The organism is Caldinitratiruptor microaerophilus (assembly GCF_025999835.1).
Lineage (GTDB): Bacteria > Bacillota > Sulfobacillia > Symbiobacteriales > ZC4RG38 > Caldinitratiruptor > Caldinitratiruptor microaerophilus.
In genome coordinates this window covers 699,014-722,933 of sequence record NZ_AP025628.1, presented here as the reverse complement: position 1 = coordinate 722,933, position 23,920 = coordinate 699,014, and the positions used below count along the sequence as shown (strand labels likewise).

At 72.0% G+C, this 23,920-nt stretch carries 22 protein-coding genes and 1 pseudogene; 16 read left to right on the top strand and 7 right to left on the bottom strand.

Annotation, left to right across the window (positions count from 1 at the left end; genetic code table 11):
• Positions 1–21 precede the first annotated feature (21 nt).
• Positions 22–1,626 (top strand): fused MFS/spermidine synthase, encoded by a 1,605-nt coding sequence (locus caldi_RS03350; protein ID WP_264843702.1) that lies wholly within the window; start codon positions 22–24, stop codon positions 1,624–1,626.
• A 271-nt stretch (positions 1,627–1,897) separates the two neighbouring features.
• On the top strand, positions 1,898–2,392 hold the full coding sequence (locus caldi_RS03345) for a DUF1572 domain-containing protein (protein WP_264843701.1): 495 nt from the start codon (positions 1,898–1,900) through the stop codon (positions 2,390–2,392).
• Positions 2,393–2,636: 244 nt separating this feature from the next.
• Here caldi_RS03345 and caldi_RS03340 read toward each other — a convergent pair whose 3' ends face one another.
• Both caldi_RS03340 and caldi_RS03335 read right to left on the bottom strand, forming a co-directional pair.
• Positions 2,637–3,242: a pyridoxamine 5'-phosphate oxidase family protein gene (locus caldi_RS03340; RefSeq protein WP_264843700.1), complete on the bottom strand. Its 606-nt coding sequence runs from the start codon at positions 3,240–3,242 to the stop codon at positions 2,637–2,639.
• 145 nt (positions 3,243–3,387) lie between these two features.
• Entirely contained in the window at positions 3,388–4,734 is a 1,347-nt protein-coding gene (locus caldi_RS03335; protein ID WP_264843699.1) for a GntP family permease, read from the bottom strand.
• Between the two features lie 243 nt (positions 4,735–4,977).
• Here caldi_RS03335 and caldi_RS03330 point away from each other — a divergent pair, with 243 nt between their 5' ends.
• Complete coding sequence (locus tag caldi_RS03330) at positions 4,978–5,106, top strand: hypothetical protein (protein WP_264843698.1); 129 nt, start codon at positions 4,978–4,980, stop codon at positions 5,104–5,106.
• A 42-nt stretch (positions 5,107–5,148) separates the two neighbouring features.
• Here the strand turns inward: caldi_RS03330 and caldi_RS03325 are convergent, their stop codons facing one another.
• The gene (locus caldi_RS03325) at positions 5,149–6,213 is read right to left on the bottom strand and encodes a permease (protein WP_264843697.1); all 1,065 of its coding nucleotides are present in this window, start codon (positions 6,211–6,213) and stop codon (positions 5,149–5,151) included.
• A gap of 513 nt (positions 6,214–6,726) precedes the next feature.
• Between caldi_RS03325 and caldi_RS03320 the strand changes: the two genes are divergently transcribed.
• The 10 genes and pseudogenes from caldi_RS03320 to caldi_RS03280 all read left to right on the top strand — a co-directional run bounded on the left by caldi_RS03320 (position 6,727) and on the right by caldi_RS03280 (position 17,057).
• Complete coding sequence (locus caldi_RS03320; RefSeq protein WP_264843696.1) at positions 6,727–7,179, top strand: MaoC family dehydratase N-terminal domain-containing protein; 453 nt, start codon at positions 6,727–6,729, stop codon at positions 7,177–7,179.
• A 5-nt stretch (positions 7,180–7,184) separates the two neighbouring features.
• Positions 7,185–7,601 carry a MaoC/PaaZ C-terminal domain-containing protein gene (locus tag caldi_RS03315; RefSeq protein ID WP_264843695.1) on the top strand — a complete coding sequence of 139 codons (417 nt, stop codon included), beginning with the start codon at positions 7,185–7,187 and terminating at the stop codon, positions 7,599–7,601.
• Between the two features lie 85 nt (positions 7,602–7,686).
• A complete protein-coding gene (locus tag caldi_RS03310; protein ID WP_264843694.1) occupies positions 7,687–8,499 on the top strand; it encodes an SDR family NAD(P)-dependent oxidoreductase in 813 nt (270 codons plus the stop codon).
• Positions 8,492–9,658, top strand: a complete 1,167-nt coding sequence (locus tag caldi_RS03305; protein ID WP_264843693.1) for an acyl-CoA dehydrogenase family protein — start codon at positions 8,492–8,494, stop codon at positions 9,656–9,658. The genes caldi_RS03310 and caldi_RS03305 overlap by 8 nt, the downstream gene beginning before the upstream one ends.
• 13 nt (positions 9,659–9,671) lie before the next feature.
• Positions 9,672–11,108, top strand: coding sequence for an OB-fold domain-containing protein (locus caldi_RS03300; RefSeq protein ID WP_264843692.1), 1,437 nt, complete (start codon positions 9,672–9,674; stop codon positions 11,106–11,108).
• A 2-nt stretch (positions 11,109–11,110) separates the two neighbouring features.
• Positions 11,111–12,298: an acetyl-CoA acetyltransferase gene (locus caldi_RS03295; protein WP_264843691.1), complete on the top strand. Its 1,188-nt coding sequence runs from the start codon at positions 11,111–11,113 to the stop codon at positions 12,296–12,298.
• Positions 12,299–12,405: 107 nt separating this feature from the next.
• Positions 12,406–12,933: pseudogene (locus tag caldi_RS17700) on the top strand (CBS domain-containing protein); the annotation flags it as partial.
• A gap of 148 nt (positions 12,934–13,081) precedes the next feature.
• Positions 13,082–13,897, top strand: coding sequence for a sigma-54 interaction domain-containing protein (locus caldi_RS03290; RefSeq protein WP_264843690.1), 816 nt, complete (start codon positions 13,082–13,084; stop codon positions 13,895–13,897).
• 106 nt (positions 13,898–14,003) lie between these two features.
• Complete coding sequence (locus tag caldi_RS03285) at positions 14,004–15,191, top strand: CaiB/BaiF CoA transferase family protein (protein WP_264843689.1); 1,188 nt, start codon at positions 14,004–14,006, stop codon at positions 15,189–15,191.
• A gap of 246 nt (positions 15,192–15,437) precedes the next feature.
• Positions 15,438–17,057, top strand: a complete 1,620-nt coding sequence (locus caldi_RS03280; protein ID WP_264843688.1) for a long-chain fatty acid--CoA ligase — start codon at positions 15,438–15,440, stop codon at positions 17,055–17,057.
• A gap of 52 nt (positions 17,058–17,109) precedes the next feature.
• On the opposite strand, the gene caldi_RS03275 is transcribed toward caldi_RS03280, so the two are convergent.
• The 4 genes from caldi_RS03275 to caldi_RS03260 form a co-directional block, all read right to left on the bottom strand.
• Complete coding sequence (locus caldi_RS03275) at positions 17,110–17,721, bottom strand: hypothetical protein (RefSeq protein WP_264843687.1); 612 nt, start codon at positions 17,719–17,721, stop codon at positions 17,110–17,112.
• A complete protein-coding gene (locus caldi_RS03270; protein ID WP_264843686.1) occupies positions 17,708–18,919 on the bottom strand; it encodes a glycosyltransferase in 1,212 nt (403 codons plus the stop codon). Before caldi_RS03270 ends, caldi_RS03275 begins: the two co-directional genes overlap by 14 nt.
• On the bottom strand, positions 18,916–19,896 hold the full coding sequence (locus caldi_RS03265; RefSeq protein WP_264843685.1) for a patatin-like phospholipase family protein: 981 nt from the start codon (positions 19,894–19,896) through the stop codon (positions 18,916–18,918). Before caldi_RS03265 ends, caldi_RS03270 begins: the two co-directional genes overlap by 4 nt.
• Positions 19,897–20,108: 212 nt before the next feature.
• Positions 20,109–20,804 (bottom strand): LexA family protein, encoded by a 696-nt coding sequence (locus caldi_RS03260; RefSeq protein ID WP_264843684.1) that lies wholly within the window; start codon positions 20,802–20,804, stop codon positions 20,109–20,111.
• A 533-nt stretch (positions 20,805–21,337) separates the two neighbouring features.
• Here caldi_RS03260 and asnB point away from each other — a divergent pair.
• Genes asnB through caldi_RS03245 form a run of 3 tightly spaced genes read left to right on the top strand, consistent with a single transcriptional unit; the run spans position 21,338 to position 23,879 of the window.
• Positions 21,338–23,182: an asparagine synthase (glutamine-hydrolyzing) gene (asnB, locus tag caldi_RS03255; RefSeq protein WP_264843683.1), complete on the top strand. Its 1,845-nt coding sequence runs from the start codon at positions 21,338–21,340 to the stop codon at positions 23,180–23,182.
• A 57-nt stretch (positions 23,183–23,239) separates the two neighbouring features.
• On the top strand, positions 23,240–23,407 hold the full coding sequence (locus caldi_RS03250) for a hypothetical protein (protein WP_264843682.1): 168 nt from the start codon (positions 23,240–23,242) through the stop codon (positions 23,405–23,407).
• Between the two features lie 37 nt (positions 23,408–23,444).
• Positions 23,445–23,879, top strand: a complete 435-nt coding sequence (locus caldi_RS03245; protein WP_264843681.1) for a secondary thiamine-phosphate synthase enzyme YjbQ — start codon at positions 23,445–23,447, stop codon at positions 23,877–23,879.
• Positions 23,880–23,920: the final 41 nt, after the last annotated feature.

The window sequence follows — 23,920 nt, the reverse complement described above, 5'->3', positions numbered from 1 at the left end:
CCGGGGAGGTGGTCCGGCAGCGTGCTGCAGCTCACCGTGCTGGTCTCCGGCGCCGTGCTCATGGCCCTGGAGATGCTGGGCAGCCGGGTGCTGGCGCCCCAGTTCGGAAACTCGATCTTCGTCTGGGGCAGCCTGATCGGGGTGATCTTGACCGCCCTGAGCGCCGGCTACTACCTCGGAGGCCGGCTGGCCGACCGGCACCCGTCGCTCCCGCCCCTGGCCCGCGTCCTGGCGCTGGCGGGGGTGTGGACCTGGCTGTTGCCGGAGGCGGCCACGCGGGTGAATGCCTGGCTCGCCGCCCGGGATCTGGGGCCCCGGCTCGGGGCCCTGGTCGCCTCGCTCGCCCTGTTCGCCGGCCCCGCCCTCCTCCTGGCGCTGGTGTCACCCTGGGCCGTGCGGCTGGCGGCGCGGGAAATCCGGAGCGTGGGCAGCACCGCCGGCGTCCTCTACGCGCTGTCGACCGGCGGGAGCATCGCCGGCACGCTCGTCACGTCCTTCTTCCTGATCCCCGCCTTCGGCGTCGCCGACCTCCTGCGGAGCTGCGGGCTCGTCCTCCTCGCCCTGGCCGCCCTCGACCTGGCCGCCGCGCGCCGGCGGGCCCAGGCAATCGGGGTCACGGCCCTGACCGCGTTGCTCCTCTTCACCTCGGCCGTCCTGCGTCCACCGGCGCTCTTCGAGACCGGTGCGCCGGCGCGGATCGAGCCGCCCCGGGCAGTCGGCGGCGGCATGCAGCCGGGGGTGGTGTCCGGCGGCCCGGCGGTCGGCGAGATCCGGGGCCCCTTCGAGGACGGTGTGGTCTTCGAGAAGGAAAGCCTGTACCACCACATCCGGGTGGAGAACGCAGGCGGCAGCCGCTACCTCCGGTTCGACAACTCGTGGCAGAGCGGCATGTACCTTGATGACCCGCTCCGGGCCCGTTTCGAGTACACGGACTACCTGCTGCTCCCCTTCGCGCTGCGACCGGACGCCGGGCGGGCGCTGATGGTCGGGCTCGGGGGCGGCTCCGTGGTCAAGAAGCTCCTCGCCTACCGGCCGGACCTGCGGCTGGACGTGGCCGAACTCGACCCGGTGGTGGTCGAGGTCGCCCGCACCTACTTCGGCGTCCCGGACAACCCGCGCCTGACCGTGCACGTGGAGGACGGCCGGCGGCTCCTGGACCGCGCCGGTCCGGCCTACGACGTCATCCTCCTCGACGCGTACTACGCGGACGCCATTCCGTTCCACCTGACCACGCGGGAGTTCCTCGGGCGCGTCCGGGCCCGCCTCACGGACGGCGGGCTGGTGGCCGCGAACCTCATCGGCGCCCTCGAGGGGCCCCGGAGCGCCCTCCTGCGGTCGATGGCGCGCACCTTTGCGACGGTGTTTCCCGAGGTGTACCTCTTCCCCGTCGGGGGGCGCAGCCCCGACACCTACCAGAACGTCATCCTCCTCGCCCCCAGGGAGCCGCACCGGTGGAGCCGCGAGGACATCGTCAAGGCAGCGGAGGCGCAGGCGGACGCGCTCGGGACCCCCTCCCTGCCCGAGTACGCCGCCGCCCTGCACACGCGGCCCCTCCCGGTCGACGACGTGCCGGTCCTCACGGACGACCACGCGCCCGTCGACGCCCTCCTCCACCTTTACGAGTGAGCCGGGCGGACAGGCACCGGGTCCGCTCGCGCCGGCCCTCCCCCACCGGGTGCGGCTCCCTCAGGGGTGCCGGTTCGCGGGACCCCCGGCCGGGGATCGGACGGTCCACGCTGTCGGAATCCTGCCTGCGACCGGTCTTCGCCATGTCGCCCACACCTCCCGGCGATAGTGTGAGCCGGCGGCGAGCCGGCCGTTCGGCCGGGCCGGAGAGGAAACCCACGCACCGGGCAAGAAGGAACCACCGACCCATTTCCGCAGGGAGGGGAAGACCGTGGACCTCGGGCAGACCGTGATCCGGATTCACCGCGACCGGCTGCGGGACCTCCACCGCCGCGCCGGGGCGGCGATCGAGCAGCTCCGGGACGAGGACGTCAACTGGCGGCCCAACGAGGAGAGCAACAGCATCGCCAACCTGGTGCTGCACATGGCCGGCAACATCGGGCAGCGCCTCGTCTCCGCCGTCGGCGGCGCGCCCGACACCCGCGACCGGGACGCCGAGTTCAACTCGCGGGACTTCCTGACCCGGGACCGGGTCCTGGAGATCCTGGGGGACGCCTTCGGCGCGGCCGACCGAGTGCTGGAGACGCTTTCCGCCGAACAGCTGGCCGAGACCCGGCGGGTGCGCGACCGGGAGATGACCGTCCTCGACCTGATCTTCGGCGTCGCGACCCACCTGTCCGAGCACGTCGGGCAGATCCTGTACATCGCCAAGATGCGGCTGGGACCCGACTACCGCGTGCAGTCGACGCCGCACCGGAAGGGGTGACGCCGCCCTGCACCCCGCGGCGGCCCGGGTGCTCCCCGGGCCGCCGCTTCGTGCCCCACCCCGGGAGGCCGTACCGTCTCGCGGGACCAACGGCGATTTCCGCAGACTGACTCGCGGCCGACCTCTGCAAAACACGCGGCTTACGCCACGAAGTACCCCACGGCGGGGCCGGTTGTGTTCTGCGGGCAAACGCTGCCGCCCGATTTTGGTCCACAGGCGTTGCCCGCCGGACATGCACCGGCCGTCAGAAGCCACCGGGGCCGGGCACACCGTGGTCATGCCCGGCACTCGGCGAGCGGGTGCGCACCAGGGGCAGGTCCCGGACCGTCATGCCGGGCGTGAAGATCGCCCTCCCCCGGGGGAGAGCGGCCTTGGCGGTGAGTTCCTCGATCTCGAACGCCACCACCAGCACCCGTGAACCGCGACTCGACCGGTAGCGGTCGACATGCGAGGGCAAGAGCGGCCGGTCGAAGAACCCGGGCACGTACTTGTCGAGGAGGAGCTGAAGAACCCGCGTCTCCTCGGCCAGGTCGGTGACCCGGCGCAGGCGGCCGCGGGCCATGACGGAGCGGTAGGCGGTCCCCACCTTTCCCGGCACGCGGTCGGGCATGGTGCCGAGGTACTCGCACACGGTGAAGCCGGCACGGGGTGACCCGTCCATGGCGGCCACCTTCCGCCCCTCGGCGGCGGAGTGGAAGTAAATGCGCTGCTCCTCCGCAACGTAGGCGAAGTTGACCGGGACGGCGAAGGGACCCTCGGCGTCGGCCAGAGCCAGGAAGCCGGTGGGGGCCCGGCGCATCAGGTCGGCGATGGCCTGGGGGTCGTGGAAGGCCTTATCGTGACGGCGCATGCCATCCTCCTCGCAATCGACCGGTATGGGGATCCGAGGCGTGCGGACCAGGGTTCGACCGTATCCACGATGGTGCGGGGCTCCCCCCGCCTCACGGCGTCGACCGCCCCCTTTCCGGTGCAACCAGCCCCCGGGAAGTACCCCATCAGAACGGCGTCCCGAGGACCTGCAGCACCCACGCGTAGCCGAGGAACAGCGCCATCGTGGCCAGTACATACCCGCCCTGGAGCCGCACGCTCACCTGCAGCGGCGAGAGCCCCGTGGCACCGGCGACGAACAGGTTCGTCCCGCTCAGGGGCGACCCGAGGAAGGCCATCACACCGCCGAAGACGAGCGCGAGGGCGTACAGGGCCGGGGTGATCGACACGGCCCCGGCCAGCACGGGACCGACGATCAGCACGCTCACCGTCGGCGCCACCCCGAGCCACCGCAGGAGGAGGACGAGTGCCACGATGAATGGCACCCAGAGCCAGGGGACCGGCACGCCTTGCATGGCGCCGATGACGGGATCGAGGAGGCCGGAGTGGACGAGCACGTTCCCGAAGAGGCCGCCGCCCACGAAGAGAGGCGCCGCGCCGAAGTGCTTCGGAAAGCGCTCGGCGGGCACCGCCCCCAGGGACCGGGGCCACCGCGACGGGGCGGCCAGGCCGAGGGCGCCGGCGGCCGCAGCGACGGACAGCGCCGTGCTCATCAGCGCGCCGGCATCGAGCAGCGACAGGAAGCCATAGGCCAGGACAAAGGCCACCACGGCCCCCATCAGGGCCAGGGTGTGCCGCCGCTGCCAGAGCGGCTCGGCGGGATCCGCCTCCGGCAACTCGGGCGGCGCCGCGGCGCTCCGGGCCCCGGCCCACCACTCGACCGCCAGCATGAGGACGAACACGGGGAGCGCGTAAAGAAGGTAACGACCGAATGGTGCCCCGCTGATGCTCAGGGCGATGACCACCAGGGGGGAGAGTGGGTTCACGAGGACGGCGGCGGCGAACCCCCGGGTGGCGCCGACCACCAGCGGGAGCCGGCGCTCGTCGCCCCCCAGGCCCAGCGCGTAGTACACGGCCGGAACGGAGGCCATGAACATCCCGATCGACGCCAGGGTGAAGGCCCCGATCCACGCCGCCCGCCGGGCCGAACTGCCGGAGCGGGCGCGGCGGGCGAGCAAGGCCGTCAGCGCGCGATCGTACCCGCCCACCTGGATGGCCGCGCCCAGGAACTCGACCAGGAGAAGGAACACGAGCACCGTACCGCCGGTCACGGCTCCCGACCACGCCACCGACCACGGAAGACGCCGGGCAAGGACCAGCGCCACGCTGGCGGTGCCCAGGACGACGAAGAACCTCCGGGCGAACGTATCCGCGAGCGGAACGCAGAGCGCGGCCGACGCCAGGAGCCAGAGGCCAGTAACCACCTCCCCCACCGCCAGGTGGGTCAGGTCCGAGGCGGCGGTGATCAGAACCGCGCCCACCAGCGCGCCGGTGGCGGCCCGGCGAAGCCGCACGCGTTCCGGGACGGACGGGCCACGTACATGTGACGACGATGCCTGCACCATCCTCACCCGCGGTTTCCAGCATCGCGCCGGATCCGGGCGGGCGCAAGACGGGCGTCATGCCCGACGTGTTCGCCCTGTTGACCTTCGCCGACCACGTGCTCTACCCGCGCCACGCCCTGGCTTCCCGGGTACTCCGGCTGACCCCGCTGGAAGACCAGCAACTGGGCGGCACCCTGATGAAGCTCCGGAAGCATGGCGGTGCTCGTGCCCACGTTCGTCACCGTGTGCTACACATGGGCGCAAAAGGAGATGGGGCGGGCGCCCGATCCGGCCATCGCCGCCGAACCTGCTGCTGCGGCCGCGCACGACCGTGCGCGCTGAGGCCCGCATGCCGCCCTCGTCCCTGCCCGGACAGCCGCCGAACTAGAAGAGCACCGCCGCAGCAAGCCCGCCGGCGAGGCCCACGAGGGCGACGGCGAGCGTGACCGCCACCAGGGTGCGCCGCCGGAACGAGCGACCCAGCATGATGAGGGACGGCAGGCTGACGGCCGGCAGGGTGAGCAGGAGCGCTGCCGCCGGCGCGGGTGGCAGGCCGATGGCCATGAGACCCTGTACGATGGGGATCTCCGCCATGGTCGGAATGACGAACAGGGTGCCGGCCAGGGCGATCAGCAGCAGGGCGGGGATCGTACCGGTCCAGGTCCCGATCCCGGCGGGGAAGAAGTAGCCGCCGAGCAGACCGGTGACGAGCACCATCCCCAGGTACTCGGGTACGATCCATCCGGCGAGGCGGCCGCTGGCCCTGAGCCAGCGCAACGACCAGTGCTCCGGACGGCCCAGGTTCACCTCGACCAGCGCCGGCGCCGCCTGTGGCGGTCTGTTCTCGTCCGGGAAAAGGCGGTCCAACCCGTAGCTCACGCCGAAGACCATCACGACGCCGAAGATCAGCCGGATGAGTCCGAACTTCCAACCCAGCACCAGGAACAGGACGGCGAGGGTGGCGGGGTTGAGAACGGGGTTGCCCATCCAGAAGGCGAAGGAAGCGCCGGCGGAGGCGTTGCGCCTGCGGAGGCTGGCCACGACCGGGGTGGCGCAGCAACTGCACATCATCCCCGGCAGCGCGGAGATGCCGGCAATCAGCGTGGCGCGAACACCCCGGCCGGAGAGGAAGCGCTCCACCCAGTCGGCGGGCAGGAGCGCCTCCACGGCCCCACCCAGGACGATGCCGAGGATGGCGGCCTGCCACACGGCCTGGAAGTACTTCACGGTGTACTCCCAGGCCGCTGCGAGGCTGACGGAGGCGAAGTGGCCCTGGGGACCGAAGATGGAGCCACCCAGCCGGTGCGTGGTGGCCACGGTCAGGATGCGGTGGTAGTAAGGCCACCACTTCACGTAGGCCAGTCCGGCGACCGCCACCAGCGCTGCGGCGCCCATGCCAGCCGCGATCTGCCGGGCCGCCGTGGCGGCCGGGCGGTTGGTGGAGTCCATGCCGGTGATCCTCCCGGAACGCCCGCCCCCGACGCGGATGGAACGGACCTTTGCCGATGGGATTCGCTGCTCACCGCCAAGCATCCTGTAACCGATTGGTTCGATTTGTTTCCTGAACCCGCGGTGGGACCCCGAACGGGCTGCCCGGACCGTCACGGGGGCCTCGCCGTGCCGCTTCCGCTGGCCACCCGCGCGGCGGGGCCCTGCAGCGGGTGCCCCGTTCCATGGTGTCCTCATATCTGGACAAGAGGTACCGGCGGCTGTACACAAAATCGGACACCGGCTGGATGGTTCTTCCGCCCACACCGGCACCCGACGGCGCTCCCGCGGCCCGTGGCACCACCCGACGCAGGCGACGGGCCCTGCTGGCACGGAGCTTGCGTACCCGATGCGGCTGAACCGGTGCAGCACTCCCAGGGGGAATGAGGCGATGGGGAGCTACGACCCGGCCCGGTCGATGACCCTGGGCGCAGAGGAGAGGTGCCGGCACAAGCCTGCGGAGAGGTGGTAACGATGGAAGCCCACACGCAGTCAGATCCCCGCGAGTTCCCCCCGTATGAGTTCACCGTGGAGCGCGGCAAGATCCGGGAGTTCGCCCGGGCGATCGGCGACCCGAACCCCCTCCACCACGACGTCGAGGCCGCCCGGGCGGCGGGTTACCCGGACCTGGTCGCGCCTCTGACCTTTGCGACCTGCATCGACCTCTGGGGCGGCCCGGACTTCGAAGAGCTCGTGCGGCGTCTTGGGATGGACCCGGTGCGCGTGCTGCACGGGGAGCAGGCCTACGAGTACCGTGCTCCCATCTGCGCCGGAGACACGATCCGGGCCCGGTCCCGGGTCCGCAAGGAGACCGAGCGGGAAGGGAGCCACGGCGTGCTGCGGATCGTCGAGCTGGAGACCACGTACACCAACCAGCACGGCCAGGACGTCCTGGTCGGCGTGGCCACGATCATCGAGCGGAGGTGAAGGGCGTGCAGCCTGGCCACACCTTCCCCCCGCTGGTGAAGGAGCCGGTGACCCAGATGCAACTGGTCCGCTACGCGGGGGCCTCGGGCGACTTCAACCCGGTCCACACCGTGGAGGCGGTGGGGCGGGCCGCCGGCTTCGGGGGCCCCATCGCCCACGGCATGCTCGTCATGGGCTTCGCCGCCCAGGCGGTGGCCTCCTGGGTGCCCCTCCGGTCCGTGCGGCGCCTTCAGGTCCGCTTCGTCGACGTCACCCGGCCGGGCGACGCCCTCACCGTGGAGGGTACCGTCACGGGCAGGCGCGCCGAGGCAGGGGAGGACCGGATCACGGCGGAGCTCGTGATCCGGGACCAGGAAGGGCGGGTCAAGGCGAAGGGCTCCTTCGAGGCCGCCTTGCCGGTGCAGGCCTCCCGCGGCGCATAGTGGCCCACGGCGCGCTGGCGTGTGCACACCGGTAGACGGGGTCCATCCGCAAACCCCGTATCCGCAAAGGAAAGGAGTTCTGAACATGGGCTTCCTGGACGGCAAGGTGGCGGTGGTGACCGGGGCGGGTCGGGGGATCGGCCGGGCGACGGCGGAGATGCTGGCCGAGCAGGGCGCCCGGGTGGTGGCGTGCGACCTCGACCCCGGGCCCCTCGAGGAAACCGCCCAGGCGGTGCGCGCGCTGGGGGCCGAGGTGCTGACGGTCGCCGGGGACATCACGGACCCGAGGCTCCCGGACCGGATCATGGCGCAGGTGGCCGAGCGCTTCGGCCGGCTCGACGTGCTGGTGAACAACGCCGGCTACACCTGGGACGGCGTGCTCCACAAGATGACGGACGAGCAGTTCCAGGCGATGCTCGACGTCCACCTCGTGGCGCCATTCCGGATGATCCGGGCCGCGGCCCCCCTCATGCGCGACGCGGCCAAGAGGGAGATGGCGGAAGGGGTCGTGGTGCATCGGAAGATCGTGAACGTCTCCTCCGTATCCGGCCTCATGGGCAACCCGGGGCAGGCCAACTATGCGGCCGCGAAGGCCGGCGTGGTCGGGCTCACCAAGACCGTGGCCAAGGAGTGGGGTCCCTTCCGGATCAACTGCAACGCCGTCGCCTTCGGGCTCATCGAGACACGCCTCACCCAGCCCAAGGAAAGAGGAGAGATGGTACAGGGCAAGGCGGTGGGCATCCCGCAGGAGATGCGGGCGACCATGGAGCGCATGATCCCCCTCCAGCGGCCCGGGCAGGCCCGGGAGGCGGCGGCGGCGATCCTCTTCCTCGCCTCGCCCCTTTCGGATTACGTGAACGGCATGGTCCTGAAGGTCGACGGTGGCTTCTATGCCTGAGACGCTTGAGACGCTGCTGCAGTCCAGCCTGTACACCGACGAGCACCGCCTCTTCCGGCAGACCTTCCGGCAGTTCGTCGAGCGCGAGGTCGTGCCCCGCATCCCGGCGTGGGAGGCGGCGGGCCTCGCCCCCCGGGCACTGTGGAAGCGGATGGGGGAGCAGGGCTACCTGTGCCCGTGGGTCGATCCCGAGTACGGCGGGGCAGGCGCCGACTTCCTCTACTCGGCCATCATCGACGAGGAGCTGGCCCGGGTGGGGGCGAACATCGCCGTGGCCCTCCACAGCGACGTCGTGGCGCCGTACATCGCCAGCTACGGCACCCCGGAGCAGAAGGCCCGCTGGCTGCCCCGCTGCGTGAGCGGCGATCTCCTGCTGGCCATCGCCATGACCGAACCGGACGCCGGCTCCGACCTGCAGGCCATCCGCACCGCCGCCCGGCGCGACGGCGACCACTACGTACTGAACGGCCGGAAGATCTTCATCACCAACGGGATCTCGGCGGACCTCGTGATCGTGGTCGCCCGCACGGACCCCGAGGCGCGCCCCGCCCACCGGGGCCTGAGCCTCATCGCCGTCGAGGCCGGAACGCCGGGGTTCACCAAGGTCCGCAACCTGCACAAGCTGGGCGCACACGGCCAGGACACGGCCGAACTCCTCTTCGAGGACTGCCGGGTGCCCGTCGCCAACCGGATCGGCGAGGAGAACCGGGGCTTCCAGTACCTCATGGAGAAGCTCCAGCAGGAGCGCCTCGTGATGGCCATCCTCTCCCAGGCGATGGCAGAGCGGATGCTGGAGGACGCCGTCCGCTACGCGAAAGCACGCGTCGCTTTCGGCCAGCCCGTCGCCTCTTTCCAGCACAGTCAGTTCAAGATCGCCGAGATGGCCACGGAGCTGGCCCTCGGCCGCGCTTTCCTGGACGCCCTGATCGCCGCCCACATGCGGGGGGAGGACGTGGTCACGCGCGTCTCCATGGCCAAGTGGTGGATCGGCGAGATGGCCAACCGCGTGGCCTATCACTGCCTGCAGCTCCACGGCGGTTACGGTTACATGGAGGAGTACCCCATCGCGCGCTTCTACCGGGACGTGCGCTTCCACACCATCGCCGGCGGGACCACCGAGATCATGAAGACGATCATCGCCCGCCGGCTGGGGCTCTGAGAGGAGGTCCGCCTTGATCGGTATCACCGCCTACGGGGCGTACATCCCCTACCACCGCCTGAGCCGCAAGGCGATCGCCGAGGCCACGGGCGAGACGGCCCTGCCCGGGCAGCGGGCCGTCGCGGGGCCGGACGAGGACAGCGTGACCATGGCCGTGGAGGCCGCCCGGGACGCCCTCGGCGGCCAGCGGGGGGACGGCCTGGACGCGGTCTACCTCGCCACGACGACGGCCCCCTACCGGGAGAAGCAGGCAGCCGCGACGGTGGCTGCCGCCCTGGGGGTACGGCCGTCCGTGCGGGCCGCCGCGTTCTCCGGGTCGCTCCAGGCCGGGGCATCGGCCCTCCTGGCGGCGGTGGACGCCGTGCGGGCCGGGTCGGCCGGGAGCGTCCTGGTCGCCGTGGCCGACCTGCGGCCCGCCGCGCCCCAGGGCCCCCTGGAGTCGATCGTCGGGGATGGGGCAGCCGCCTTCCTCGTGGGCAGCGGGCCCGGGGTACTGGCGACCCTGGAGGCGGCCCACAGCGTCACCGCCGACCTCGTGGGGCAGTGGCGGGGCGCCCAGGACCCCTTCGTCCGCTCGTGGGAGGAGCGCTTCGTAGTCAGCGAGGGCTACGGGGCGCTGGTCCGCGAGGTGCTCATCGGGCTGCGGGAGCGCACCGGCCTCGGGCCGGCCGACTTCGCCCGGGTGATCCTCCATCCCCTGCACCCCCGCCACCACGCCGCGCTGGCCGCCGGGCTCGGCTTCCGGCCGGAGCAGGTGCAGGACCCGCTCTTCGCCGCGGTGGGCCTGGCGGGGGCGGCCGCAGCCCCCCTCATGCTGGCCGCGGCGCTGGCCCAGGCCCGCCCCGGCGACCGTCTCCTCTACGTGAGCTACGGCGACGGCGCCGACGCCCTGGTCTTCCGGGTCACGGAGGCAGCCTCGCAGTTCCGGCCCCGCCGGGGGGTGGCGGGCTGGCTCGAGGTGGGGCGGGAAGGGCTCACGTACATGCGCTACCTGCGCTGGCGCGGCCTCGTTCCCGCCGAGCCCGGGCGCCGGCCGGCGCGGCCCCGGCCTTCGGCACCGGCCCTGTGGCGCCGGCGGGCCAAGAACCTGGCCCTCACCGGCAGCCGGTGCACGGCCTGCGGCACCCCCCAGTTCCCGCCGCAGCGCGTGTGCGTCCACTGCCAGGCCGTCGACCACATGGAGCCCTATCGTTTCGCCGACCGCCCGGCCCGCCTCGTCACCTTCACCGCCGACCACCTGGCCGCCGCGGTGGACCCGCCGACCCTCCTGGGCGCCATCGACTTCGAGGGCGGCGGCCGCATGCTCGTGGAGCTCACCGACTGCATGGCAAACGAACTGCACGTGGGCATGCCCGTCGAGATGACCTTCCGCCGGCTGTACGAGGCGGAGGGCATCCAGAACTACTTCTGGAAGGCCCGCCCGGTGCGGACCGCAGGGGAGGGCGAGTGAACGTGGCGCAGGGCATCCGGGACCGGGTGGCCATCGTCGGGATGGGCTGCACCCGCTTCGGCGAGCTGTGGGACAAGGGCCCCGAGGACCTGCTGGTGGAGGCCGTGACCGAGGCGCTGGCAGATGCCGGCATCGGCCCGGAGAAGGTCGACGCCTACTGGCTCGGTACCCTTTCGAGCGGCAACTCCGGCCTCACCCTGTCGGTCCCCCTCAAGACCCGGTACAAGCCCGTGACCCGGGTCGAGAACTTCTGCGCGACGGGGTCCGAGGCGTTCCGGAACGCGGCCTACGCGGTGGCCGCCGGCGTGTACGACGTGGTGGTGGCGGTCGGAGTGGAGAAGCTCAAGGACTCGGGCTACAGCGGCCTGGTGGCCAACCTGGACGCCGCCGACCGCACGGGTCCGAACCTCACGGCCCCCGCCGCCTTCGCCCTCCTCGCCCCGGCCTACTTCGCCAAGTACGGCCTGGACCCGCGGCACGGCAAGGAGGTCCTGGCGCGGATCGCGTGGAAAAATCACAAAAACGGGGCGCTGAACCCCCGGGCGCAGTACCAGAAGGAAGTCCCCATGGACGTCATCCTGAAGGCGCCCATGGTGGCCGAGCCGCTGGGGGTCTACGACTGCTCCGGGGTGGCCGACGGCGCCGCCGCGGCCGTCATCGTCCGGGCGGAGGACGCCCGGCGCTTCCGCCCCGATCCCGTCTACGTCAAGGCGATGGCCGTCGCCGCCGGCCCTGGCCACGGGGGCCTCCACCAGGACTACGACTTCACCACCATCCGGGAGAACGTGCACGCGGCGCAGGAGGCGTACCGCCAGGCGGGGATCACGGACCCCCGCCGCCAGCTCGACCTGGCCGAGGTGCACGACTGCTTCACCCCGACGGAGCTCATCCTCTACGAAGACCTCGGCTTCAGCGAGCGGGGGAAGGGCTGGCAGGACGCCCTGAGCGGGGTCTTCGACCTGGGCGGCGAACTGCCCGTGAACCCGGACGGGGGCCTCAAGTCCTTCGGGCACCCGGTGGGGGCCAGCGGCCTCCGCATGATGTACGAGGTGTACCTGCAGCTTCAGGGCCGGGCGGGCGAACGGCAGATCCCCGGCGCGCGCCTGGGCCTCACGCACAACCTGGGCGGCCTGCCGTGGCAGTCGGTCGCCTTCGTCTCGATCCTGGGCCGGGAGCCGGGTGCCCCGTGAGGCCCGGCCCGGAGCGGAGGCCGGGGCCGCTCCGCCTCCTCCGGCCGTGGGGCCGCCCGATCGCGGAGGGAAGAGCGGTGCCGCAGCGGCACACCGTCCGGGACTGCATGACCCCGCTGGAGAGCCTGCTGGGGCCGGACGACACGGTGGCCGACGCCATCCGGTTCCTCCGGCGCACCCGCCTGGACCTGTGTCCGGTGGCGGACGCCGGCGGCCGGCTTGCCGGCGTGCTCACCCGCTCCCGGCTCTACGATCACATCCTGGCGGGTGGCCCGCTCGAGGCCCCTCTGCACACCGTCTGCACCCGGCAGGTCTTCTCCGTCTCCGCCTCCTATCCGCTGGACTACGCCAGCGTCATCCGGCTCACCCTCACGAGCCCCGTGGGGAGCGGCCCCGTCCTGGACGAGGACGGCCGGGTCGTGGGCGTCTTCACCAAGCTCGATCTCATCACTTACCTGTTCGAACAGGCGGAGGACCTGGGCGCCCTCCTCTCGGCCGTCTTGACGGCGATGCCCAGCGGCACCGCAGTGCTGGACGGGCAGGGCCGCATCGTCCTGGCGAACCCGGCCTTCGGCCAGCTCACCGGGCGGCCCTCCGGCGAGCTGGCCGGCCTCGCCCTCACCGAGGTCATCCCCGGCTTCCCGCTCGACCAGGTGCTCGCCGATCCCGGACGGGTGGTCGGCCTCCGCTGCCCGGTCGGCGACCGGATCACCCTCGTCAGTGCCTCGCGCTTCGAGACGCCCGCGGACACGCTGCCGGCCGTCGGGCATCTGTCGCCTGGGCGTGACGCCCGGGCACAGGGCCGGAACCCGGCCGCCGGAGGCGGAGTTCTTCGGCTACGCGCCGGGCGCGTTCACCGGCGCCAGCAGCAAGGGAAGGCTGGGGAAGTTCGACCTGGCCGACGGCGGCACGCTCTTCCTGGACGAGATCGGGGACATGTCCCCACACCTGCAGGCCAAGCTCCTCCGGGTGCTGCAGGAAGGCGAGTTCTACCGGGTGGGCGGCGTGGAGCCTGTGAGGGTGGACGTGCGCATCATCGCGGCGACCAACCAGCCCCTGGAGGAAAAGGTCGCGCGGGGCGAGTTCCGCGCCGACCTGCTGTACCGATTGAACGTCATCTCCTTCACCCTGCCGCCGCTGCGCGAGCGGCCAGAAGATGTGGAGGTGCTTGCCCGGCGCTTCATCGCCGAGCTCAACCCTCTCCTCGGCACGACCGTCGCCGGTGTCTCGGAGGCAGCCCTGGAGGCCATGCGCCGATACACGTGGCCCGGCAACGTCCGGGAACTGCGCAACGTCATCGAACGGGCCATGGTGTTCTGCGAGTCGGGGGAGATCGGCCCGGGCGACCTTCCCGAAGAGATTGCGGCCGCCGTGTCCCGCTCGGGGCTGGCGGTGAGGCTGGAACAGGAAGGTCCAGCGCGCACCGCGGGGCCGCCTCGCATCGTCGAGGCCGTCGAGGCCGCCGAACGCGAGGCCATCCTGGCCGCCTTGCGGCAAAGCGGCGGAAATCGGGTGCGAGCCGCCCGCCTGCTGGGCATGAGCCGTTCGGCCTTCTACCAGCGCCTGCGACGGTACCGGCTCCTGGGCGGTCCGTCATAGGCGCAGACGGTGCAAGCGACCTCCCTGATGCCGGCCCATCCGGCATGCCCGGGCGCTTTCGGAGGTGGGAGCCCTGAACGCCGGCACGATCCCCGGAGATGCAGCGGTGCGCCCCCTGGCGGGCGTGCGCGTGCTCGACCTGACCCGCCTGCTCCCGGGCCCATACGCCACCCGCCTCCTCGCCGACCTGGGCGCGGAGGTCGTCAAGATCGAGGACCCCGAGCGCGGTGACTACCTGCGAGAGCTCCAGCCCGAGTGGTTCGCCTGGCTGAACGCCGGAAAGCGAGGAGCCCGGATCGACCTCAAGCATCCGGACGGACGGGAGGTGCTCCTGAACCTGGCGAGCAGGGCCGATGCCCTGCTGGAGGGCTTCCGCCCCGGGGTGATCGATCGCCTCGGGCTTTCCCCGGCGGCGCTGTGGGAGCGCAATCCCCGGCTGGTCATCGTCTCGCTGAGCGGATACGGCGCGGACGGGCCGTACCGCGACCGGGCCGGACACGACCTCAACTACCTGGCCGCCAGCGGGCTGCTTTCCCTGTTCCCGCCCGGACCGGACGGAACGCCGCTCCTCCCCCCTCTCCAGCTGGGTGACCTGTCCGCGGGTCTCCAGGCCGCCCTGGCGGCCGTCGCGGGGATTCTCCACGCCCGCACCGTCGGGCACGGGCTTCACGTCGACATCCCCATCCTCGGGGCGCTCTGGAGCCTGGGCGGCTACCTCCTGGCGGCCGCTGCCGCCCGGGGAGGCCTGCACCGGTCGGACCTGCCCCTCGCCGGCACCATGGCCTGTTACCGCTGTTACCGCACCGCCGACGGGGGCATCCTGTCCGTCGGTGCTCTGGAACCCCGGTTCTGGGCCGAGTTCTGTCTGGCCGCCGGTCACCCGGAGTGGATCGCGCGGCAGAACGATCGGGATCAGGAGGCGCTGGCAGCGGAGGTCGCGGCGGTCGTGGCAGCCAAACCGGCGGCGGAATGGGCCCGGATCGCTGCCCAGGTCCCGTCTGCTTGCCTCGAGGTCGCCGTGGACCCCTCCGCTGCCCCGCACCACCCCCAGGCGCGGGCGCTGGACGCCTTCGCCCAGGGGGACGTGAAGGGGCCGAGACCGCCGTGGCGCGTGCGACCGGCGACAGGCGGGGGCTTTCGCCACCCGGAATCCCCCGAAAAGCGGGACGCTCAGGGTGGCACGGCGCATGACATCCTGTCATGGGCCGGCTACGACCAGGACCGGATCCGGGAACTGCTGGAGGCGGGCGTCGTGAGCGATCCCGCGTCCGTGCGCACCCGGGAAACCGGTTGACCCCGCAGCGGTTGTCCACGATCGCGTACACTGACTGTGCACCCGTCTTGCATCGCACACACCGGCCCACTGCACTCCATCCTCAGGGAAAGCCGCCAGCAGGGGATCCTCCCGCCCGAGCGTGCCGTCGCAGGATGGCACGTTTCTTGCTTTTTCAGTTTGTACAGAGTACCGCCACCGGGGCTGGCCCGGTCTCCGAGCCCTGCCCACCGAACCGGTGACAAGGACAGGAGGATGGAACCTCATATGGAAGGCCTGATGATGAACTACCCGCTCACGTTGGTCCATCTCCTGGAACGCGTCTCGCAGTACTTCCCGCGGGTGGAGGTGGTCTCCCGGCTCCCGGACAAGTCCATCACGCGCTACACGTACGCCGACTTCTACCGCCGCACCCACAGGTTCGCCAACGCGCTGCGCCGTCTCGGCGTCGAGAAGGGAGACCGCATCGCCACCCTGGCGTGGAACCACTACCGCCACCTGGAGGCGTACTTCGCCATCCCCGCCACGGGAGCGGTCCTGCACACCCTCAACCCCCGACTCCACCCGTCCGACCTCGCGTACATCATGAACCACGCCGGCGACCGCATCCTGCTCGTGGACGACGTGCTCCTCCCCGTCTTCGAGCGCTTCCGCGCCGAGGTGCACCCCCGCCACGTGATCGTCTGGTCGCACGGGCAGCCCGTGCCGGAAGGGTTCATCGACTACGAGGCGCTCATCGAGCCGGAGCCCGAGTCCTTCGCCTATCCGGAGATCGACGAGAACCAGGCCGCCGGGATGTGCTACACCTCCGGCACCACCGGCCGGCCCAAGGGCGTGGTCTACTCGCACCGGGCGATCGTGCTGCACTCGCTGGCCTCGGCCCTCGTGGACACGCTCGCCGTGTCCCAGCGGGACGTCGTCATGCCCGTGGTGCCCATGTTCCACGCCAACGCCTGGGGCATCCCGTTCACCGCCGTCCTGGCCGGCGCCAAGCAGGTCTTCCCGGGGCCGCACCTGGACCCGGACAGCCTCCTGAGCCTGATGGAGAGCGAGCAGGTCACCTTCACCGCAGGCGTGCCCACGATCTGGCTCGGCATCCTCGACCTGCTGGATCGAAAGCCGGACGCCTACAACCTCAAGAGCCTGCGGGCGATGGTCGTGGGCGGGGCGGCGGCGCCCCAGGCCATGATCGAGGGCTTCGAGAAGCGGCACGGCCTGAACGTCGTCCACGCCTGGGGCATGACGGAAACGACCCCCCTCGGCACGGTCTCCCGGCTCAAGCGCCACCTCGAGGCCCTGCCGGAGGAGGAGCGGTACCGCTACCGGGCGATGCAGGGGTACGCTGTGCCCTTCGTGGAGGTGCGGGCGGTCGGCGACTCGGGCCCCGTGCCGTGGGATGGCCGGACGATGGGTGAACTCCAGGTACGCGGTCCCTGGATCGCCAGCAGCTACTTCGAGAACCCTGCCGAGGCGGACAAGTTCACCCCCGACGGCTGGTTCCGCACCGGGGACATCGTCACCATCGACCCGGAGGGCTACGTGCGCATCACCGACCGGGCGAAGGACCTCATCAAGTCCGGCGGCGAGTGGATCAGCTCCGTCGACCTCGAGAACGCCATCATGGGCCACCCGGCGGTCAAGGAGGCGGCCGTCGTGGCGGTGCCGCACCCGAAGTGGGGCGAGCGGCCGCTGGCGGTGGTGGTGCTGCGCGAGGGCGCCCAGGCGACCGCCGACGAGCTGCGGGCCTTCCTGGAGCCGCGCTTCGCGAAGTGGTGGCTGCCGGACGCCTTCGTGTTCACGGACCAGATCCCCCGCACCGCAGCGGGCAAGTTCTTGAAGTCCGCCCTGCGCGAGCAGTACAGGGACTACGTCTGGGAAAACACCTGAACACGCCGGTTGGCGATCCGCCCGAAGTGGACCCCTGCCCGTGGACAAGGCCTCAGGATGTGCGATCGGGCCGGCGGCGGGACCGGTAGAACTGCCAGGAACCGGCCACGAGCGACATCGCGAGCAGGGCCAGGGCACCCAGGGTCAGCCACCGACCGATGGGCGGGGCGGCGACCACGAGATCGACGCTGCCGTAGGCCCAGACGAGCCCCCACACGAGGTCGTTCAGCAGGAGGAAGGCCAGAAGGGCCGGCCGTCCGCCCCCTGTGGCCCCGAGGACCCAGAAGACCTGCGTGTAGCCGAGCCCGACCCACCGGAGGAGGAAGAGAGGCAGCCACGGCCGCCGGCGTGCCAGGACGAGGCGGAGGCTGCCCACCGGCACAGCCAGGGCGGGAATCCACGCGGCTACCGCTTGCAGGAAGGGGGGGCCGAGGCGCGCGAAGACCGCGTAGCTGGCGCCGTGGCCCAGCGCCGTGGCCGCTCCGGCCAGGGTCCCCGCCACCCACCAGGGAGTTCCGCTTTGGGCCGCCGTCCCCGCCAGGAGACCGAAAAGGGCGAGGGAGGACAGCGGGAACCCTGCGGCCAGGAGGGCGAACCCGGTCGCCAGGCCCGCCCAGCTCGCCGCCCACGGGGGCAGGCCGGCGGCCCACTCAGGCAGCGCCACGCCGGTGCACCTCGCCGCGGCCGGCACGCGCACCCGCCACGCGGGCATAGAGCGCCAGCACCTGCTCCAGCACCCGGCCGGCCTCGTGCTCCCCGGCAACGGCGCGCGCCCCCGCCCCGAGCCGGTGCCGCAGATCCGGGTCCCGGGCCAGGAGGAGCACCGCGCGGGCCAGGGCTTCGGCATCGCCGGGCGCAGCGGTGATCCCGCTCTCGCCGTCGCGGACCAGTTCCGGCAGGGCACCGGCACGGACGGCCACGACCGGAAGCCCCGCGGCCATGGCCTCCAGAGCCGCCAGCCCCTGCGTCTCGGTCCGGGAAGGGAACAGGAGGATGTCCGCCGCGCCGTACTCCGCAGGCATGGCCTCCCACGGCACGTGTCCGCACAGGGTAACCCGCCCGGCGGCGATGTGGGGGGCGAGCGCACGTCGCACGGCGCCCGCCAGCGGCCCGTCGCCGGCGATGCGGGCCCGCAGGCCCGGCTCTTCCCGCAGGGCGATCTCCAGCGCCTCCAGGAGGCTGTCCACGCCCTTGTCCGGGCTGAGGCGACCCGCAAAGAGAACGGTGACGGGACGTTCCGGCCAGCGGGGTTCGGCAGGCCCGGCGGCCCCGCTGGCCTCTTCGGGACGCACGGGTTGAGTCGGGGCGAACCGGTCCAGGTCGATCCCGTTCGAGATCACCTCGACGGGCCGCCTCACCCCGAAGCGCCGCAGTTCCCCCGCGGCGAACCGGCTGGGGGCGATCACGGCGTCGCAGCGGTTGTAGAAGGTCCGCACGAGCGGGCCCACCACCGCCGCCACGGCTTTCCCCGCGGGGAGTACCATCGCGGCCGACCGGACGTTGGCGTGGTAGGTGGCCACCACCGGGATCCCGAGGGACCGGGCCGCCAGCAGGCCGAGCCAGCTCACCGGCAGAAGGGTGTGCAGGTGCACCACGTCCGGCCGCCAGGCGGCCAGCTCACGCCGGACCTCCCGGTAGTCCCAGGCGAGGTGGGAGTCCGGAGGCAGGCCCGGCACCGGCCGGAGCGGGATGGCCCGCACCAGACGGACATCCCCCGGGTGAAGCGGGCCGCCCGTCTGCGGCAGCGTGAACACGCGCACGGCGTACCCGGCCCGGGTGAGCCGGTCGTGGAGGGAGATGGCCGCGCGGGTGAGCCCGCCCAGGTTCTTCCGGAAGGAGTCGGTGAAGAACGCGACCCTCACCCCGCCATTCCCCCTCCCGCGGCGGGCCGCGGCACGGGTACCGCTCCGGACCGTGACACCGGATCGGACGCCGCGGCCGTGCCGGTGATGACGGGGAGGGCCTGCCGCGCCGCGGCCCGTCCGGCCGCGATGATCTCCGCCGCGCGGTCGAACTGGTGGCCATGGAAGCGCCGGACGTCCGGCCGGATCACCAGGTCGGCCTGGAAGTGGGAGGTACCCCGCTGCAGGCGGGCCTCCGTGATGTCGAAGGCGGTGAGGACCGTCCGGACGAGCCCCCACCCCTGCTCGCCCGTCCGGGCGTGCGCGGCGAGGAGGGTGAACACCCGCCCGGGTACGAGGTCGGTCGCGGCCTCGCTCAGCCGGCGCCAGCGGCTCCGCACGCCACCGACGGACAGGCGCGCCCGGGTGGCGGCCCGTGTCCAGACGTCGTCCTGGCTGGAGACGTCGACGGCGACGACCCGTGGCGGCCGGAGCTCACGCAGAGCGCTCAGCGGGACCAGTTCCACGAGCCCCCCGTCGACCAGCGCTCTGCCGCCGACCACAGCGGGGGCGAACAGACCCGGCACCGACACGCTGGCCCGGACGGCCTCGGCGATGGAACCGGTGCGCAGCACGACCGGCGCGCCGCTCTCCAGGTCCGTCGCCACCACCGCGAAGGGCACCGCCAGATCCTCGAAGTGAAGCCCCCGGGTAAGGTGCCGGAGCTCGTCGAGGAGGGCGTCACCGCGCAGAACTCCCCCGGAAAAGGTCGCATCGGCGTAGCGGACGAGCTCTGCCCGGCCAAGGGTTCGGATGCGGTCTTCCAGTTCTCCGAGGGTGCCGCAGACGTATGCGGCGCCCACCACCGATCCGAAGCTGCACCCGGCCACATGGGTCACGGCGACCCCGGCCGCCTGCAGCTCCCGCAGGACGCCGATGTGCGCCAGCCCGCGCGCGGCCCCGCCGCCCAGGGCGAGGCCGATTCCCGCCTCGTGCATGACGTGAGCACCTCCCGATCGTCGCAGCCGCCCCCCACGTGACCCCGCCCACGCCCCGCGCGAGCCCCGACCCGAACCCGGTGAGACCCACGACGTCCCCCCCGCCGGTACCTCCGCCGGCGACCCGGCTGTGCTGACCTATAAAACCCAAAAAATCGACGCAAGGACCCCTGGGGATCAGGGCGAACGTGCGCGAGCACGGCGGGACCGGGTTACATGACTTCTCCCAGGGCGCTGTCGAGAAACCGGCCCAGCATCTCCTGCTCCCGCGGGTCCAGGTCCCGCACGTAGCCCAGGAACCGGCCGACCAAGTCTGCGAGCTCGGTGCTCAGGCTCTGGCCCAGGGTCTGCAGCGCCGTTCCCGACACGACCCCCACGAACAGGGTGAGCCGCATCTCGGCCCCCGGGGCCGCCCCGACGAGCCGCTCGACCCACCGCACCGTCCGTTCCCCCAGCCCCCGGACGTGCAGGATGAAGAGGCCCAGGAGGTGCGCGCAGAACGACACCCGGGACTCCACGTGCGGCAGGTCCCGCAGCAGCTGCTGGATCGCTTCGCCGGGGTGCATGCCCCGCAGCTGGCGGAGAACCCCCATGACCTGGGCCTTCACGGTTTCCCACTCCTCCGCTGCGGCCACGGAGGCCCGGGCGCGCGCAAAGAGCCGCTCCGCCTCGGCCGTCGGGGTGAAGACGATGAGCGAACGCCCGACCTCGCCGCGGCCCACGGCGTAGTCGCGCCGCAGGTACCCCAGCTTCTCGAGCGCCTTCAGCATGTCGTAGGCCGTCCACTTGCTGACCCCGAGTGCCTGGGCAACGCTCTCGTAGTGGACCGGCAGGTTCGTCCGCCGGTAGAGATCGAGCAGCTTCTGCAAGAACTGCTTGCGGCGTTCGGTCAGGCCCGCCTTGTCCACCCCCAAAAGACCCAAATTGCATTCCCAAGCGTACACGAGGCCGGGGCCGCCGTCAAGGGGCGGTCGAGAAGGTGCGGTCGAGAAGGTCCGGCCCGGCGGGTCCTGCTCAGGATCCTGAGCGTCGTCCCGTTGGCCGAGTTGGCCACCGGGTTCGGCGCCGGCGTCATGCTGGCCATTCCGCTGCGGGCACACAAGGGTTTCGCGCCCGGGACGGCAGCCGGGCTCGCGCCGTGTCTGGTCGCGGTGCCCTGGGGAGCCGTGGCGGCGCGCCCTGAGCCGGGCGGGTGAACGCGCCTTCGGGCGGCCGTTGCACGAAGTCCCAGGCCCGGCGCCAGCCGCGCCGGGTCGATTCCATTTCCGCCGTCCGGCACGCGGACCTGGAGTTGCGCCTCCGTTTGCCGGTACCTCCCCGTCCCACCGCACGCGCAATACCGTCGGGAAGAGCGTACGATGCACCGTCGCAGAACGAAAGCCCGTTCCGCCCGGTGCACCCGCACCGGTGCCCGGGCGGCCCCCGGGAGGATGAAGCCGGCATGTGCGGGATCGCAGGGTGGATCGACTGGGAAGCGGACCTGACACGGGCGGGTCCGGTCGCGGAGGCGCTCCGCGAGTCGCTCCGCCACCGGGGGCCGGACGACGCCGGCACGTGGCTCTCGCCCCGTGCAGCGATCGTGCACCGGCGCCTGACGGTGGTTGACCCCGAGGGCGGCGCGCAGCCCATGGTGAAGACGCTCGGCGGGCGAACATACGTGATCACGTACAACGGGGAGCTTTACAACACGGCGGACCTGCGTGAGCAACTCGAGGCGGCCGGCCACCGCTTCCGGGGCTACTCGGACACGGAGGTGCTCCTGACGGCTTTCATCGAATGGGGCCCGGCGTGCGTGCACCGCCTGAACGGCATCTTCGCGTTCGGGATCTGGAGCGAGGCGGACCAGAGCCTCTTCCTGGCCCGGGACCGGCTGGGAGTCAAGCCGCTCTTCTTCGCGCAGCGGGGGACGGCCTTCCTCTTCGCCTCCGAGCTGAAGGCGCTCCTGGCGCACCCCGCCGTCCGGCCGGAAGTCGGCGCCGAGGGCCTGGCAGAAGTGCTCGTCATGGGCCCGGGCCGCACGCCCGGGCACGGCGTGTTCCGGGGGATCCACGAGCTGAAGCCCGGCCACTGGCTGCGCCTCGACCGGGGCGGGGTGCACGTCGCCCGGTACTGGGCGCTACAGAGCCGGCCCCACGAAGACGACCTGCATACCACCGCCCGCCGGGTGCGCGAGCTCCTGCAGGACACGGTGGAGCGGCAGCTCGTCTCCGACGTGCCGGTGTGCACGCTATTGTCCGGCGGCATCGACTCGAGCGCGGTGACGGCGTTCGCCGCGGCGGCCTTCGCCCGGGAGGGGAGGGCGCCGATCCGGACCTTCTCCACCGACTACGCCGGGAACGACCGCCACTTCCGCCCCACCGCCTTTCAGCCGGGCGCCGACACCCCGTGGGTGCGGCGGGTCTCTGCCTTCCTCCGGACGGACCACCGGGAGGTCGTGGTGGACACCCCGGACCTGGCGGACGCCCTCGTCCCGGCGACCCGGGCGCGGGACCTGCCGGGGATGGCGGACGTCGACGCCTCCCTCCTCCTCTTCTCGCGGGAGATCAAGAAGGAAGCGACCGTCGCCCTGTCAGGCGAGGCGGCCGACGAGATCTTCGGCGGCTACCCCTGGTTCCGCATGGAGGACGCCCTGTCGGCGCCCACCTTCCCCTGGATGCGGATGACCCGGGAGCGGGCCCGCTTCCTGGCCCCGGAGGTGCGGGAGTGGATCCGCCCGGAGGAGTACGTCGACCGGCGCTACCGGGAGGCGCTCGACGAGGTGCCCCGCCTCCCCGGCGAGGGGCCCCGCGAGGCCCGGCTGCGGGAGATCGCCTACCTGAGCATCACCCGCTTCATGCCCACCCTGCTCGACCGCAAGGACCGGATGAGCATGGCCGTGGGCCTGGAGGTGCGGGTGCCGTACTGCGACCACCGGCTGGTCGAGTACGTCTGGAACATCCCGTGGGACATGAAGATGGCCGACGGCATGGAGAAGGGCATCCTCCGCCGGGCGCTGCGGGGGGTCCTTCCGGACGACGTGCTGGAGCGGCGCAAGAGCCCGTACCCCAAGACCCACGACCCGGCGTACCTGGAGCTCGTGCGCGACCGGGCCCTGCGCCTCCTGGACGATCCGGGGTCCCCGCTCCGCTCCCTCTTCGACGCCGAGGCCGTGCGGGACCTGGCCCGGTCCGCGCAAGCTTCATCGAACCTGCCGTGGTATGGCCAGCTCATGAGCGGGCCGCAGTTCTTCGCCTACCTCATCCAGGTCGACGCCTGGATGCGGGAGTACCGGGTGGTGATTCGCTGAACCGGTGCCGCCCGCTTCCCAGCCAGCAGGAAGACGGCGGATCTCCTTCGAAGGCTCATGCCGGGGCTCTTGAGGACCCTGAGCACCCGGGCCCCGCACCTCCTGGCGCTCCCCCTCACGGCGCCGGGGCGGCGGTGGCCGGCCCTGGGCAGCCTCCGCAAGGTGCTGGCCGGGCTTGCCGATCCGGCCCTCCTCGAAGCGCTGCGGGAGCTCGGCGGGATCTGAGGCGCCGCCGGCCGTCAGGCGGCAGGGAGGGGTGAAGGTGCGGTTTCACACCAAGTACCTTACCTTCAACACCGAGAAGCGCCAGGCCATCGTCGACATCACGGACGAGGTCGAGCGCGCCCTGGCGGAGAGCGGCATCCGGGAGGGCATGGTGCTGGTGAGCGCCATGCACATCACCGCCTCCGTGTTCGTCAACGACCACGAGCCGGGGCTGTGGGAGGACATCCTCGACTGGCTCGAGGGGCACATCGCGCCCTGGAAGCGCCACCCAGCCCGGGGCGGCGACTACCTCCACAACCGGACCGGGGAGGACAACGCCGCGGCGCACCTCCGGAGCCTCACGATCGGCCACGAAGTGATCCTGCCGATCACCGCCGGCCGGCTCGACCTCGGGCCCTGGCAGCGCGTGTTCTACGGCGAGTGGGACGGCCGCCGGCCCAAGCGCGTTGTCCTGAAGTTCATGGGGGAGTGACCCGGTCGGCCGGTATCGCCCGTTCACCCCGGCGCGCACAC

Bases quoted from the DNA above. Each gene is read 5' to 3' on its own strand.
- caldi_RS03310 (WP_264843694.1), top strand. From the start codon at position 7,687: ATGGGCTTCCTGGACGGCAAGGTGGCGGTGGTGACCGGGGCGGGTCGG.
- caldi_RS03250 (WP_264843682.1), top strand. From the start codon at position 23,240: ATGCCGGGGCTCTTGAGGACCCTGAGCACCCGGGCCCCGCACCTCCTG.
- caldi_RS03305 (WP_264843693.1), top strand. From the start codon at position 8,492: ATGCCTGAGACGCTTGAGACGCTGCTGCAGTCCAGCCTGTACACCGAC.
- caldi_RS03280 (WP_264843688.1), top strand. From the start codon at position 15,438: ATGGAAGGCCTGATGATGAACTACCCGCTCACGTTGGTCCATCTCCTG.
- asnB (WP_264843683.1), top strand. From the start codon at position 21,338: ATGTGCGGGATCGCAGGGTGGATCGACTGGGAAGCGGACCTGACACGG.
- caldi_RS03330 (WP_264843698.1), top strand. From the start codon at position 4,978: ATGGCGGTGCTCGTGCCCACGTTCGTCACCGTGTGCTACACATGGGCG.
- caldi_RS03320 (WP_264843696.1), top strand. From the start codon at position 6,727: ATGGAAGCCCACACGCAGTCAGATCCCCGCGAGTTCCCCCCGTATGAG.
- caldi_RS03340 (WP_264843700.1), bottom strand. From the start codon at position 3,242: ATGCGCCGTCACGATAAGGCCTTCCACGACCCCCAGGCCATCGCCGAC.
- caldi_RS03265 (WP_264843685.1), bottom strand. From the start codon at position 19,896: ATGCACGAGGCGGGAATCGGCCTCGCCCTGGGCGGCGGGGCCGCGCGC.
- caldi_RS03325 (WP_264843697.1), bottom strand. From the start codon at position 6,213: ATGGACTCCACCAACCGCCCGGCCGCCACGGCGGCCCGGCAGATCGCG.